The sequence below is a fragment of the Haloarcula salinisoli genome, assembly GCF_019599405.1.
Taxonomy (GTDB): domain Archaea; phylum Halobacteriota; class Halobacteria; order Halobacteriales; family Haloarculaceae; genus Haloarcula; species Haloarcula salinisoli.
In genome coordinates this window covers 627,841-640,801 of sequence record NZ_RKLQ01000001.1, presented here as the reverse complement: position 1 = coordinate 640,801, position 12,961 = coordinate 627,841, and the positions used below count along the sequence as shown (strand labels likewise).

The window sequence follows — 12,961 nt, the reverse complement described above, 5'->3', positions numbered from 1 at the left end:
CCCGAACACCAGAAGGGTCATCGGCGGGCGGTCGTGAGGGACCGTCGCCACCGAACAATAACGATGCGCTCTCTACCGCGAATGCGGTTAGACTTCCTCGATGTTGTCTTTGAGCATCTCGACGGTCGCTTCATCCAGTTCGAGGTCGGGATGTTCCTCGGCGGCGTGTGCCTCGGCTACTTCGAGTATCTCTTCCGCTGTTTCCTCGGTAATCGTTGCCTCACAGCCATCGACGACACAGCTGAGTTCTTGTGCCATTGCGACTGTTCGTCTCGGGCGGGCCCCATTGGTAGTTCGTCTGGTTAGAACCAACTCGCCACCGTCGGCGCTGAACTGCGTCGCTGTCCTGCCCGCAATCACTAGAAACGGGGCTGTTACCCACCGGTGTCGTCAACCTGGCCCCAGGACACTTCCGAGGCGAACTCCGTCGCCAGCCACGCTTCGGCACGGGAGAGCCGGTACTGGACCGTCGACTGTGGGATGTCCAGTTCGTCGGCGAGTTCCTGTGTGGTTATCTCCCGCGGCGTCTCGTAGTAGCCCTCTTCGACGGCCGCCCTGAGCGTCGTCCGCTGCTCGTAGGGAACGTCGGCCAGCGAGACGACGGTGTCCCCCCACCGGGTCGGCTCTTTCAGGTGGTCGAGGCGAAGACTGAGCCCGTCTCGGAGGCCGCTACGTATCGTCTCGTACAGGTCGCCCAGTTCCGCGTTGTCCGGAACGAGAATGCGCCACCGGTACTGGTCGCCGCGGCGCTCGGCGTCGTGGATGAGGCCGTCGCCGAGGTGGGCCCCGCCGATGGCGGGTATCGAGTGACAGTCATCGCCCTCGGTCCCGTAGGAGTAGACGGTCCGGCTGTTCTCGCCGCACGATAGCAGTTCGTAGGTCCACTCTGTATCGCACAGTTCCGTGCTGAGACACTCGTTGCAGTGTGTCGAATCGAGGAAGATATCGTCCAGCCGGTCCAGCGCCGCCGCCGGACCGGTGATACGGTTGAGAAACCAGACGCTGTCCTCGGTCACGCTACAGTCCAGCAACGTCATCACGACGTCGGGATACTCTATCAACACGTCGGCTATCGGGTCGCTCCCCCGGTCGTACGTGACGGTGAACACGAACTCTTGCATCTTTCCTACCAGATGTGTCAAAATCCCTTAATCGTAAGGGCTGTTTCGGTCATTACCAATACAGCGACCGTTCCTCTCGCGCGAGGTCTCTCTCAGACCATGTGCAGTTCGAAGCCGTCCTCGACGAGGGCGGCGGTATCGGGCGAGTGCTCGCTCCCGTCTATCTCGAACCCTTCGGCCTCGACGGCGTCGGCGACGCCTTTCGCGTTCGCACAGTGGTCACAGACGCCGGCGACGAGCCCGCGCTCTCTGGCTCCCTCGTAGGCCTCGACCGCTGGCGGCGCGTGGTCTTCGACCCCATCGAAGAAGGTGGTCGCGTCGCCGTCGAAGTAGACCGCCACCTCGTGGCCCGCGTCGTGTAACTGCGCGGCGTAGGTGAGCGGGTTCGCCAGCTTTCCGGGGCTCTCCGGCGACGACAGCAGCAGGAATGCGTGTTTCGCCATGGGCTGGCTATCGGGAGCATCCCCAATAGGGTTGCTGGGGCGTGGCGTGTCGGTCGCAGGGCCGCTACCGTGAGCCGGCGGGAGACCACGAGTTTTACTGTCTGTGCTCCCGGGGTAAGGGTATGGACGGTCGCTACGAGCCGGTCGAGTCACCCGACGACACGACCGTCTTCCCGTATCACGACCTGACGCCGCCGACGACGGCCGACGTGGCCCGGGCGCGGAAGGTCGTCTCGCGGTATCTCCCCGAGACGCCGCTGGTCCGCAGCGAGCACCTCTCGGCCGAACTCGACGCCGACGTCTACCTCAAGCGCGAGGACACGCTGCCCACCGGTGCGTTCAAAGTTCGTGGCGGCGTCAATCTGCTCGCCACGCTCGAGGAGGAGTTCCGAGAGCGGGGCGTCATCGCGGCCAGCTCCGGGAACCACGGCCTCTCTATCGCCTGGGCGGGCCGCGAGTTCGACGTGCCCGTCACCATCGGCGTGCCCGAAGACGCGAACGGGGGGAAGGTCGCGGCCATGGAGCAACTGGGCGCCGAGGTCATCCGGCACGGGCCGGACTACGACGCGGCCCGCGAGCACGTGGAGGAACTGGCCGTCGAGACCGGCAAACGCTACGTCCACTCGGGCAACGAGCCGAAGCTCCTCGCCGGGGTCGGCACCGCCGGGCTCGAGGTCGTCGAAGAACTCCCCGATGTCGACCGTCTTTACACCCCTATCGGCGGTGGCACGTCCGCCGTCGGCTACTCGCTCACCGTCGGCGCACTGACCGACGCCGACGTCGTGGGCGTCCAGTCCGCCGCGGCCCCGGCGATGCATCGGGCCTACCACGAGGACACGCTGGAGCCACACGACAGGATGGAGACCAGCGCCGAGGGCGTCGCCACCCGCGTCCCCTTCGCGCTCACGATGGCTATCCTCCGTGACGGGCTCGCGGATTTCACGCTCGTCTCGGAGGCGGCCATCCACGACGCCGTCGCTCGGCTGTTCACCGAGGAGCGCATCGTCATGGAGGGCGCCTGCGGGACGGCCGTCGCCGCCGCGCTCGGCGCGGACGATATCGCGGGCGAGACTGTCGTCGTCCCGGTTTCGGGCCGGAACATCGACTACGGGAAGCTCGACGCCATCCTCGCCGAGTATGGCGACCCGATGTGAGTCCCAGGCCGAAACGTTGTTCTTAAGAGTGCCACGGCAGTCCTTCGGGGTATGAGCAACGACTCCGAGGCCGAGGAGACAGAGCCAGAAGCGGAAGACGCGGCCGACGAAGAGCCCGAGAGCGGATTCCAGTCCGGCGACGTCGTCAAACTCGCCTACACCGCCCGAACCGTCGACGAAGGCCAGCTCGTCGACACGACCGACGAGGAGGTCGCCGCGGACGAGGGTATCGACACCGACCAGCAAGATTGGGGCCCGCGCACCATCGTGCTGGGGGAAGGCCACATCTTCCCGGACGTCGAGGAGGACATCTACGGCAAGGAGGTCGGCGACGAGGGGACCGTCACCGTCTCCGCCGAAGACGCCTTCGGCGAGTACGACGAAGAACAGGTCCGCACCGTCACGAAAGACAAGATCGACGAGGACGACCGCTACCCCGGGGCCCAGGTCCAGATCGACGGCGAGCAGGGCCGTCTCGAGACCATCATCGGCGGCCGCGCGCGCGTCGACTTCAACCACCCGCTCGCCGGTGAGGCCGTCGAGTACGAATACGAGGTCGTCGCCGAGGTCACCGACCGCGAGGAGAAGGCCCAGGGCATCCTCTCGCTGATGCTCGACGTCGAGCTCGACGTCTGGTTCGAACAGGAGACCGTCGAGGAAGAGCAGCTCGTCGAGAGCGACGAAGACGAGGAGAGCGAGGCGTCGGATGACGCCGAAGCGAGCGAGCCCGAGTACGAGACCGTCGAGGTCGAGAAGGACACGCTCTACATCGAGGCGACGCCGCAGCTGACGATGAACCAGCAGTGGATGATGGGCAAACAGCAGATCGCCCAGCAGCTGACCCAGCTGCTCGGCGTCGACCGCATCATAGTCCAGGAGGAGATCGGCGGTGGCGGCATGGGTATGCCCGGCATGATGGGCGGCGGCATGGGTGGCCTCGAAGAGCAGCTAGAGGACGCCGACGTCGACGCAGAGGAGATCGCAGAAGAGCTCGAGAACGCCGGCGAATAACGCCCGACACCCTTTTGGGCTGTTCAGAACTCGTCGACGAGTATCTCGTCGACACGCCGAACCTTCTGTGCGTCGTAGGTCCAGGTTCCGACCCACTCGTTTGGTCCGGTCTCCAGCGCGAGGAGGGCCGCGTGGCGGTCACGGTCGTCTGGCGGGCGGAACACGACACACCACGAGTCCCGGTAGCCACGGTGGGAGCCGGTGTGGGCGACGATATCGAGGTCAGGGGACAGCTCCCAGTCGTTGACGCCGTAGACGTGGACTGACAGGTCGGTCTCGGACAGTCGTCGGTATACCTCTCGGGTCCCGTTCTCGGTCCCGAGCCGCGAGAGTTCCTGGAACGTCGCGCGGAGGACGCCCGCTCCATGGTCGAGCGCGAGTGTCTCTATGTACCGCGAGATGAGTATCAGGATGAGCTTCTCCTTCACTGACGCAGGGAACCCCCGCAGCTTGAAGACGGTCTCGTCGAGTTCCGTAATCACCGACGGGGCGCGTGACTTCTCGATACCGCCCGGTCCCGTCCGGTAGAGGTCGCTGTTGACCAGCAAGCAGGCGTCCATCACTGACTGTAGTGACGACGTGGCGACGACCGCACCGTCCCGGACGAGCACAACCGTATCGTCCTCCGCGTCGGGGACGTCCGACTCCCTGATGTCGACCGACTGCCCGTCGAACGTCGTCGCGAGCAACCGCTGAATCGGGTCCCCCTCCGTTCGATTGACCACGACGAGGGACTGCTCCGGGGCAGCTGTCTCCCCGACGAGTGCCCGCAACTGCTCTACCGCCGAAGACATATGTGGGATGTGTCACCATGACCAATTAAGCCTGCTGGGGGCCTGCCGGCTTGTTCCGACCGGAACGACGCTGAACCGCAGTGAGGGTGGTGTCGATGGGAGCGACGCGGCCAATTAAATTACGTTAGAAAAATTTAACTGCAAATTGGTAGTGACTGGACGATTGTTGGATAAATGTACGACATCGAGAACCGCTACGACAGGGAGGGGCTACTCGAAGAGGCAGAGTCGTTCGTCAGGGAGTGTTACACGGAATTAGACAAGGAAGCGGAAATCGAAGACAGGATAGCCGAAATCAGGGCCGAAATCCGGGAGCGGGGCCACTACGACCACACCTACGAAGAGCTCGAACACGGCGCCAAGATGGCCTGGCGCAACAGCAATCGGTGTGTGGGCCGGTTGTTCTGGGACACGCTGGAGGTCATAGACGAGCGGGACCTCGAGACGCCCGCCGAGATCCACGAGGCCTGCTGTCGACACATCGAGCACGGCCGCAACGGCGGGGACATCGTCCCGACGATTACGGTTTTTAAACCCATAGTCCCGGGGGAACAGCAGGTCCGAATCTGGAACTACGAGCTGCTCCGGTACGCGGGATACGAAACCGAGGACGGAATCGTCGGCGACCCCGCAGAGACCGAGTTCACGGAGTACTGTCTCTCCCGAGGGTGGGAGCCAGAGCGGACCGACTTCGATATCCTGCCTCACGTCATCCAGGTCGGCGAGGAGGACCCCTCGATGTTCGAGGTCCCAGACTCCGTCGTCGAGGAAGTCGAACTGACACACCCCGACTACGAGTGGTTCGCCGACCTCGGGCTGAAGTGGATCGACGTGCCGATAGTGTCCAATATGTGTCTGGAAATCGGGGGGATACGGTACACGGCGGCGCCGTTCAACGGCTGGTATCTCTCTACGGAGATCGGCGCACGCAACCTCACCGACGAGGACCGCTACGATATGCTCCCCGAGGTCGCACAGCGGCTGGGACTGGACACCAGCGAGGACCGGTCGCTGTGGAAGGACGAAGCGACCCTGGCGATACACCGCGCGGTCATCCACTCGTTCGACGAGGCGGGCGTCCGGATCACTGACCCCCACGAGGTGACCGACCAGTTCGAGCAGTTCGAACACAACGAAAACGCCGAAGGCCGCGACATCACCGGCGACTGGTCGTGGCTGATTCCGCCGACCAACCCAGCGACGACACAGGTGTTCCACTCCAGTTACGACGAAGAGGTCAAGACGCCGAACTTCTTCTACCAGGAGGACCCGGACCTGATATCCGAGTAGGCTCTCCCGTGGTCTGTCGTCCCGGTCCTCACCGTGGGATGGCCGTATTTTTCATCACACCACCACAGCGCCTGCACTTTAGCGTCCGACTCGGGGCTGTCGTCCGGTACGCGCAGTCCGAACATCTGAATTGTTTCTGTTCTTTGGCCAGCGGGTCTCGGCCGTTCATGTGGTATGGATAACACTTCCGGCCGCATAAATCTTTCAAGTCACCGAACATTTTCCACAGAACCAGCCGAGATTTACAGTATCCGGACACTTTTCGGGCGACTAGTCCGGAAACAGTTGCACGGGCGGCGACAATCAGTGTGCGGACGTTGGCCGTGACGTTACGCGATGTCCCGGCTCGTGTCGATGCTGACCTGTTCGACCAGATCGAGTTTGATGATGTCGTTGGGCGCGCGGCCGCCGCGGAACTTGGGAATGGCGAGCTTGTTCTCCACTTCGTCGCCCATCGTGCGCGTCTTCAGTTGGAAGACGACGTCGGCGAAGTGCTCCGTCGTGTCTCTAAGGGGCGGGACGTCGCGGCCGTCGAGACAGTGCAAAATCGCGAGACTCCCCGTGTTGACGATGTGGTTCTGGAGGTCGTTCATGAACGCCCGGAACCGGGAGTGGGGTTCCTGGGCTTCGAGGACGTCGAGCGGGTCGACGATGAGGTTCGAAGTCTCGGGCAGCGCCGAGACGAGTTTGCCCGCGTTGTCCAGCGGCGCCTCCCCGGAGATGTGGCGGACCGTCGGGTCGCCGGTGTTGGCTGGTGTCTGTTCGATACTGGCGACGACCGACTCGGCGGTGCGGTCCAGCGAGAGCCACAGCGTCCCGCGTGTGGCGGTTAGTTCGTAGAGGAACAGCTCCGCCTGGCTCGCCGGCTGTGCCGTCAGCGCGACGATGCTCCCCGCTGGGATACCACCGTCGAGCTTCCGGTCGAGGACATCGATGCCCGTGCGTAGCCGGTTGACCATACTCTGATGAAACTTACCATCCCACCCGATTAAATATTCCGCTTGGTTACCGATTTCGCACACTGCAGGTGTCTCGCGGCGGATTCCTGCGTTTCGAGTGGAGGTTCCGATAGCTCCGGGACGTGGACCACGGCGGAACAGCCCAGTAACTCACCCGGGTCGAGATGCCCGTCGCTGCGGACAAGCACCACGGCGACGGGTGGCGCCTCGAGCTCACGGGCCATCGCCGCCGTCTTGGCCGCGTCACGCAGGCTCCGCTCCCGGGGCGTCGAGACGAGGACGGTCCGGTCGGCCGCCCGCAGCGGGACCGCCGCGTCGGGACTCGCACCCGCCGGACAGTCCAGCAAGACCGGGTCGCCGGGGCGCCCCTCGTCCGCGAGCCGCTCGAACAGCGCTGCGGCGGTCGCCGTGTCGGCCCCGGCACACGGAAGCACGTCTATCTCCGGGAAGCGGCCGCCCGGCTGTGCAACCGCACGCGGGTCCTCGCTGTCGAGGGCCGCGGCGATACCCGGCTGTCGGTCGACGCCGGTGCGGTGGTGCAGGTCAGGCATATCGAGGTCCGCGTCGACCACCAGCGGGCGCGTCCCCAGCGAGGCCAGCCCGCGCGCGAGCCCGACGGCTGTCGTCGTCTTCCCACACCCTCCCTTCCCCCCGGCGATTGCGAGCATGGCGGGGGGTGTGTTCGGCATCTGTTTTGAATGCTTGGCCAGAGCGGTGTTACTCGTGAGCCCAAGGACGCGCACGGCGGTATCGAACACCGATACGGCGAGGACCCAGAATTTATGCGACATCGTCTATCATAGCCGGGTATGGAAGATTTCGACGAGATTGTCTCCTCGCTGACCCCGCGCGAGGACAACGAGGCCATCAAATCCTACCAGAACACGACGGCCGTCGCCTGCCCGGCCTGTGAGACGCCGTTCGACGACATGGTCGTCTGCAAGGACCCGCCGACGTCGCTGAACCTGGACTTCGAGATGGACCTCTGTACGGCCATCCACGACGACCGCGTGGTCATCTTCACCCACCGGTAGCGTCGCGGAACGGTTGTTTCAGTTCTCGGACGCTCAGCTTGCGGTCTGTGCACGGAGACTCACGGTTCGCTCCGCTCGCCGTTCGTCTTTTCGAGGCGCTCACTTCGCTCGCGCCACGCCATGCGCAGGACCGGATTTGCGACTCACGAATTGTTCGTCGCAAAATGCGCGGGACCGGATTTGAACCGCCTGAACTTCGCTCACTCCGTTCGCTCGTTCCGTGCTTCAAATCCGCTCGTCCGATTGCTGCTGCTCGCGGATTTGCTCGCAGCAGCAATGCGCGGGACCGGATTTGAACCGGCGGACCCCTACGGGATAGCGTCCTAAGCGCTACGCCTTTTCCTGGCTTGGCTACCCGCGCGCACTCCCTCGTATCCGGGAGTGGTCTAAAAACCCGTCGCTTGCGGGCGAGTGTTTACGGTCTTCGGGACCCATCTGCGTGTATGTATCGCGCGAGCGACCGAATCGAACAGGACGAGTGGCTGGGCGAGATCGAGGCCACGGCGGAGACACTGGACCTGGGAACGCAGGCGCGTTCGCACGCGGTGGACCTGTTTCTCTCGACGCTGCCCGACGAGGACCGCTCCAAGCGGGCGTCGATGGCGGCGAGCATCTACGTCGGCGCGCTGGTCGCGGGCGAAGAACGGTCACAGACGGCCGTCGCCGACGCCGCCGGCGTCTCGCGGCTGAGCATTCAAAAGCGCTGGAAGGACCTCATCGAGCGCGTCGGGCTGGACGCGCCGGAGTGGTAGCCAGTACAACTACGTTGGCTTCTCGCGACCGTCGCGCTCGGGGGTGAGATTACCGTGTTCGTCGATCTCGCCGTTGACGATACGCGTCGAGGAGATGATGCCGCCGTCGTCGGCCCGCACGTGGGGGACGACTTCAAGCTCCAGCGGGTCGAGGCCGCGGTCGCGGCGGATTTCGTTGATACGCTTGCCGCCAGTCTCGGTCTCGGGGGAGACGACGAGCACGTCGAACTGCGGTTCGGTCGCGATGCCGGTCGGTTCGGCCAGTTCGCGAATGTCCCACGAGCGGCCCTGACTCTCTGCCAGCCGCTCCAGTTCGGCCGAGAGGTCGGCACGGCGCTTTGCGAACGAGCGGACGTGGCGCTCGTCGTGTCGGGTGTTCGGCGCGAGTTCGTCGCTGGTGAGTCCCACAGTCACGTCGCCGAGTTCGAACGCGCGCTCGAACAGCGCCCGGTGCCCGTCGTGGACGGGGTCGAATGTCCCCCCCAGCGCCACATTCATACCCGCGCTAAAGGCGGCGCCTGATTTAGTGGTGTCGTCTCACGCAACCCGCGGTAGCGTGTCACACAACGCCGTCGGTGGCCGGTAATCGGCTACCCGTCGTCGTCCGTAGCGTCTTCGACCGAGATGGTGACCGGCTCGTCCGCGTCCTCGTCCGGTCCCACGTCCCCGAGGTGTGCGTCCAGGTTGAACACCGTGTTCAGCTCGGCCTGGACGTCGCCCACGATGGTCTCGACGAGTTCGCTGGGCGCGATGGCGCTGTACTCGTAGGGGTTGTTACCGGCACCATCGCTCTCGCGTTTCTCCCGGGTCACCTTCTCTTCCTCGTGGAGCGCGGCCAGGGCCTCCCGGACTGTGCTGGGGTACAGCCCCGTCGCATCGGCGATCTCGTCGCTCGTACTGCCCGGATGCTGGCGGAGGCTCACGTAGATACGCGCTCGGGTCTCCGTGTCGAGCACCCACGCGAGCATCTCCACGATGCCCTCGTCGAACTGTTCGACCGCGCGGTCGGCCTCCTGTTCCAGGCGATTCCGTACGTCCTCCGCGTCCTCGAGTGGGTCATCGTCGTCCTCCGGGTCGTCTGTGGACATATGTTGTCTCTGTGGGGACGAAAGTGATTGGCGGATAAAAACCTTGGCTCGGACCGACCGCAGGACGCCGCGTCCCCAAGCGGCGCCATCGTTCTTTACAGAGAGATATAAATTAACGACTGTTGTGAAGATTTAAAAATGTGGTATATAAATGGCGGGCAAAAACCGGCTCCACTATCGCCCGTGAGAGCGACCCTCTGGTATTTTACTGTAGTATCCTCTACGAATGAGTGTCGCTTGGCGTGCTGTGAGGGCGCCTACACACGATATCCGAAGCTGGATGCGGTCGCCGTCTGGGGGCGGCGCCGCAGTCGGTCCGAGACGATTCCCGAAGGGGACACAGAAGGGGACCACCGATTAGCGGGAGGGGAGGTAGTGGCAGCCAGAGCTTTCGTCGCCGCCATCGGGGCGGATCCGTTTCAGTACTGCAATTCGAGCGCCGCGGCGAGTGATTGCACGCCCTCGCCGCGGAGCCGCCGTTGCCGTTCTGCGCCGCTCTCGGCCGCAAGTAGCGTCCGAATCCCGTCGATATCCAGGCGGTCACAGTCGGCTTCGACGATATCCTCGAGCGACAGGGTCGCCTCGCCGTCGCGCGACAGGAACGAGGCCGACTGGCCGTTCCGAATCGCGCGCCACTTGTTCTCGTCGAGCAGTTCCCGCCGGAGGTCGGTCCCCGACTCACCGTCCTCGTAGCGGGCCGCGAGGTCCTCTACGAGCGCGTGGACGTATTCGACGAAGGCGAGCACGCGGTCGGGGTCGGCCTGGCCGTCCGGCGCCCGCACCTCGACGGTTCCGTGGCCCGAGTGCGGGCGCACGTCGAACCACAGCTCTCCGCGGTCGTCGATGCTTCCGTTTTCGACCATCCGGCGCTCGAACCGTTCGAAGGCCGCGTAGTCCTCGAACGCCGTCGGGATGCCGGTGTTGGGTAACGCTTCGAAAATCTTCGCCCGGGCGGACTGCAGCCCGGTGTCGAAGCCGTTCCAGTACGGCGAGTTCGCCGACAGCGCCAGCATCACCGGGACGTGCCAGCGTAGCTCGTTGGCCACCCACACCGCCTTGTCCGGGTCGTCCACACCGACGTGCACGTGCAGCCCCGCGGTGGTGTTGCGGTGCTGTGGGTACTGGATTCGGTCCAGTTGCGCCCGATACCGGGGCTTCTCGGCGTGTTCGAGCTCGCGCCACTTTGCCAGCGGGTGAAGCCCCGCCGCGGCGATGCCAAACCCCTCGCTTGCGGCGTACTCGACGAGTGCCTCGCGCACCGACAGTAGCTGTTCGCGAGCGTCGCCGGGTGCCTCGATAAGCGGCGTCTGCGTCTCGATGACGCTCTTGAACAGCTCGTGGTCCAGCCGGCCGTCGAGTATCTCCGGCGGCTCGCCCTCGTAGACGAGTTCGTCCGTGCCCGAGGTGGGCCGGCCGTGCTCGTCGACGACGTAACACTCCTCCTCGATACCGAGCGTGCCCATCCGGGTGAAGTTCTCGGGAGACCCCGTCTCGTCCATCGACCGGTACGTCGCAATCGACCCGCTAAAGCCTTCCGTCCGCGGGCTAGCAGAGAGCACTATCTCTGTATATGGGGCGATATTTCGAGTCTCAGTCTGTAGCGAAGACCACAACAGCCCGAAAGCCCCGGCACGCTGCACTCCCGCGGCTCGCTGTGCTCCTCACTCCCGCTGGTCGTTCCGGTGCTTGCATCGCCGGGGTTCGTGCAGCGTGCCGCCCCTTTCAGTCCCGCCCTGTCGATTGGACAATCGGCAACAAGCCACGTAGAAAGTCGAGTCGCCTACTCCAGCGGTCGCGCCACGACGCCGAGGTGGTCCTCGTGGTAGGGGGCCAGTTGCTCGGTTTCGAGCACCTCGTAGGATTCTTGCAGTTCGGCCACCACCTCGTCGAACACGTCTTCGGGGTCGGCAGTCACGTCCTCGCTGCGGGCCTTGACCGCGGCGAGCAGGCGGCCGCCGTCGTCGAGGAACTGGCGGTTCAGCGCCGCGACGCGGGCCTGCCCGCGGGTGGCGACGTCCTGGACGATGACGTCGACGGGTTCGACGACGTGGGCGTATGTCTCGGGCTTGCGGGCGTCCTTGAGCAGCGGAAAGAGGTTCTCGCGGTGGTCGGCCACGTCGAGTAAGTCCCGAGTGGGTCGGGGTGCGAACTCGACGGCGTAGGTCGGCCCGCCGAAATCCGCGACGTGGCTCACCGTCGTGCCGGCGGCGGCACCGAGGTAGAGAGTTTTCTGCCCGCCTTCCAGACCAGTGTCCATGCCCAGGGCGAGCATCGCGCCGAGCTTCGAGCGGTGCGGGTCCCACCGGCGCCACTCGCCGTCGGTGGCCTCGCCGTATTCTGGGTGGCCCTTCGTGGCGATGCTCGTCGTGCCGTCGAAGTCGTGGCGAGGGACGCCGTCAGGGAGCGTCATTGGTCACCTCCCCGGGTTCGGATGCGTTCGATGCGCTCGTCGAGGTCCCGCTCCAGGTCTGGTCGGCGATCGCCGCTGTAGTGGTCGATTCGGGCGGCGATGGAGAGTTTGCCGGCCAGCGCGCGAGCCGCGGAGCCCCGCTCCTCGCGGCGGGTGCCGCTGACGTACTCGTGGGTGAAGATGATGCCGTGCTTGGGCGAGGGCGCGCCCCCGCGGAGGTGCGCGAACAGGGCGTCCTCGGCACCCAGCACCTGGACGGTGCCGCTTGGCTTCTTCGCGAGCGATTCCAGCCCGCCGGCCAGCGAGACGAGGCGTGCGGCCAGGACCGGTCCGGCCAGCGCTGAGAGGTTCGGCGCGACGGCGGGCGCGGTGCGCTCTATGTACGCCCGGAGCTCGTCGGCCTCCTCGGCGACCGCCACGACGCGCTCGGCCAGCGAGCGAAGGGCCCGGTCGCCGCCCTCGTCTCCCTCTCCCACGTCGCCCTCGGCGATGCGCCGGGCGTACCCCACGCCGCTTCCAGCCTCGCCGTAGCGACTGCCGCCCCACTCAGCGACCCGTTCGGCCAGCTCGTTTGCGGTGCGCTCGCAGTCGGCCATGGCCCGCACCGCGTGGACGAGCTGTTGGTCGTCGGCCCGTTCGCGCTCAGTGACGGCCGTCTCGGTGGCCGCCGTCGTCGCCGCGTGGAGCCGCTCGTAGTACGCCTCGGTGTCGGCGGCGTAGCCTGCGTCGACGGCCTGGGCGGGCCAGTCGTCGGGGGACTCGGCCCGCCCGCTCGCGATGCGTTCGGCCGCCGCGGTCGTGTCGTCGGGGTCCAGCCCGACGAACCAGCCGTCTGTCATACTCGCGGGTGCGCACCCGACGCGAAAAAGCCCCGTGGTTGGCCGGGCGAGCGGGCGGTGACGGTA

The 12,961-nt window shown here is 65.3% G+C and carries 17 protein-coding genes and 1 tRNA gene; 5 read left to right on the top strand and 13 right to left on the bottom strand.

Going from position 1 to position 12,961, the window contains the following annotated elements; all coding sequences use genetic code 11:
• Window positions 1-87: 87 nt before the first annotated feature.
• From EGD98_RS03330 to EGD98_RS03320, 3 genes are all read right to left on the bottom strand, one after another.
• Entirely contained in the window at window positions 88-258 is a 171-nt protein-coding gene (locus EGD98_RS03330) for a DUF1059 domain-containing protein (protein ID WP_220586934.1), read from the bottom strand.
• Window positions 259-374: 116 nt separating this feature from the next.
• On the bottom strand, window positions 375-1,121 hold the full coding sequence (locus tag EGD98_RS03325; protein WP_220586933.1) for a helix-turn-helix domain-containing protein: 747 nt from the start codon (window positions 1,119-1,121) through the stop codon (window positions 375-377).
• A 92-nt stretch (window positions 1,122-1,213) separates the two neighbouring features.
• Window positions 1,214-1,564: a DsrE family protein gene (locus EGD98_RS03320; protein ID WP_220586932.1), complete on the bottom strand. Its 351-nt coding sequence runs from the start codon at window positions 1,562-1,564 to the stop codon at window positions 1,214-1,216.
• Between the two features lie 122 nt (window positions 1,565-1,686).
• On the opposite strand from EGD98_RS03320, the gene EGD98_RS03315 reads away from it, so the two are divergent.
• Both EGD98_RS03315 and EGD98_RS03310 read left to right on the top strand, forming a co-directional pair.
• The gene (locus EGD98_RS03315) at window positions 1,687-2,718 is read left to right on the top strand and encodes a threonine ammonia-lyase (RefSeq protein ID WP_220586931.1); all 1,032 of its coding nucleotides are present in this window, start codon (window positions 1,687-1,689) and stop codon (window positions 2,716-2,718) included.
• A gap of 51 nt (window positions 2,719-2,769) precedes the next feature.
• Window positions 2,770-3,729 carry an FKBP-type peptidyl-prolyl cis-trans isomerase gene (locus EGD98_RS03310; RefSeq protein ID WP_220586930.1) on the top strand — a complete coding sequence of 320 codons (960 nt, stop codon included), beginning with the start codon at window positions 2,770-2,772 and terminating at the stop codon, window positions 3,727-3,729.
• Window positions 3,730-3,752: 23 nt separating this feature from the next.
• On the opposite strand, the gene EGD98_RS03305 is transcribed toward EGD98_RS03310, so the two are convergent.
• Window positions 3,753-4,523, bottom strand: a complete 771-nt coding sequence (locus EGD98_RS03305; protein WP_220586929.1) for a DICT sensory domain-containing protein — start codon at window positions 4,521-4,523, stop codon at window positions 3,753-3,755.
• Between the two features lie 174 nt (window positions 4,524-4,697).
• Between EGD98_RS03305 and EGD98_RS03300 the strand changes: the two genes are divergently transcribed.
• Window positions 4,698-5,813 (top strand): nitric oxide synthase oxygenase, encoded by a 1,116-nt coding sequence (locus EGD98_RS03300; protein ID WP_220586928.1) that lies wholly within the window; start codon window positions 4,698-4,700, stop codon window positions 5,811-5,813.
• A gap of 28 nt (window positions 5,814-5,841) precedes the next feature.
• Here the strand turns inward: EGD98_RS03300 and EGD98_RS21230 are convergent, their stop codons facing one another.
• From EGD98_RS21230 to EGD98_RS03285, 3 genes are all read right to left on the bottom strand, one after another.
• Window positions 5,842-5,982, bottom strand: a complete 141-nt coding sequence (locus EGD98_RS21230) for a rubrerythrin-like domain-containing protein (protein ID WP_220586927.1) — start codon at window positions 5,980-5,982, stop codon at window positions 5,842-5,844.
• A gap of 160 nt (window positions 5,983-6,142) precedes the next feature.
• Entirely contained in the window at window positions 6,143-6,772 is a 630-nt protein-coding gene (locus EGD98_RS03290; RefSeq protein ID WP_220586926.1) for an RAD55 family ATPase, read from the bottom strand.
• 29 nt (window positions 6,773-6,801) lie between these two features.
• Complete coding sequence (locus EGD98_RS03285; RefSeq protein ID WP_220586925.1) at window positions 6,802-7,440, bottom strand: MinD/ParA family ATP-binding protein; 639 nt, start codon at window positions 7,438-7,440, stop codon at window positions 6,802-6,804.
• A gap of 141 nt (window positions 7,441-7,581) precedes the next feature.
• On the opposite strand from EGD98_RS03285, the gene EGD98_RS03280 reads away from it, so the two are divergent.
• Window positions 7,582-7,806: a DUF7385 family protein gene (locus EGD98_RS03280; protein WP_220586924.1), complete on the top strand. Its 225-nt coding sequence runs from the start codon at window positions 7,582-7,584 to the stop codon at window positions 7,804-7,806.
• Window positions 7,807-8,083: 277 nt separating this feature from the next.
• Here EGD98_RS03280 and EGD98_RS03275 read toward each other — a convergent pair.
• A tRNA-Leu gene (locus EGD98_RS03275) sits at window positions 8,084-8,167 on the bottom strand.
• An 82-nt stretch (window positions 8,168-8,249) separates the two neighbouring features.
• On the opposite strand from EGD98_RS03275, the gene EGD98_RS03270 reads away from it, so the two are divergent.
• A complete protein-coding gene (locus EGD98_RS03270) occupies window positions 8,250-8,558 on the top strand; it encodes a cyclin family protein (RefSeq protein WP_220586923.1) in 309 nt (102 codons plus the stop codon).
• Window positions 8,559-8,567: 9 nt separating this feature from the next.
• Here the strand turns inward: EGD98_RS03270 and EGD98_RS03265 are convergent, their stop codons facing one another.
• The 5 genes from EGD98_RS03265 to EGD98_RS03245 form a co-directional block, all read right to left on the bottom strand.
• Window positions 8,568-9,056, bottom strand: a complete 489-nt coding sequence (locus tag EGD98_RS03265; RefSeq protein ID WP_220586922.1) for a phosphopantetheine adenylyltransferase — start codon at window positions 9,054-9,056, stop codon at window positions 8,568-8,570.
• A 92-nt stretch (window positions 9,057-9,148) separates the two neighbouring features.
• Window positions 9,149-9,646: a winged helix-turn-helix domain-containing protein gene (locus EGD98_RS03260; RefSeq protein WP_220586921.1), complete on the bottom strand. Its 498-nt coding sequence runs from the start codon at window positions 9,644-9,646 to the stop codon at window positions 9,149-9,151.
• Window positions 9,647-10,065: 419 nt separating this feature from the next.
• A complete protein-coding gene (locus EGD98_RS03255) occupies window positions 10,066-11,145 on the bottom strand; it encodes a glutamate--cysteine ligase (protein WP_220586920.1) in 1,080 nt (359 codons plus the stop codon).
• 281 nt (window positions 11,146-11,426) lie between these two features.
• A complete protein-coding gene (locus EGD98_RS03250) occupies window positions 11,427-12,056 on the bottom strand; it encodes a fibrillarin-like rRNA/tRNA 2'-O-methyltransferase (RefSeq protein WP_220586919.1) in 630 nt (209 codons plus the stop codon).
• Window positions 12,053-12,895: an NOP5/NOP56 family protein gene (locus EGD98_RS03245; RefSeq protein ID WP_220586918.1), complete on the bottom strand. Its 843-nt coding sequence runs from the start codon at window positions 12,893-12,895 to the stop codon at window positions 12,053-12,055. The genes EGD98_RS03250 and EGD98_RS03245 overlap by 4 nt, the downstream gene beginning before the upstream one ends.
• Between the last annotated feature and the right edge of the window lie 66 nt (window positions 12,896-12,961).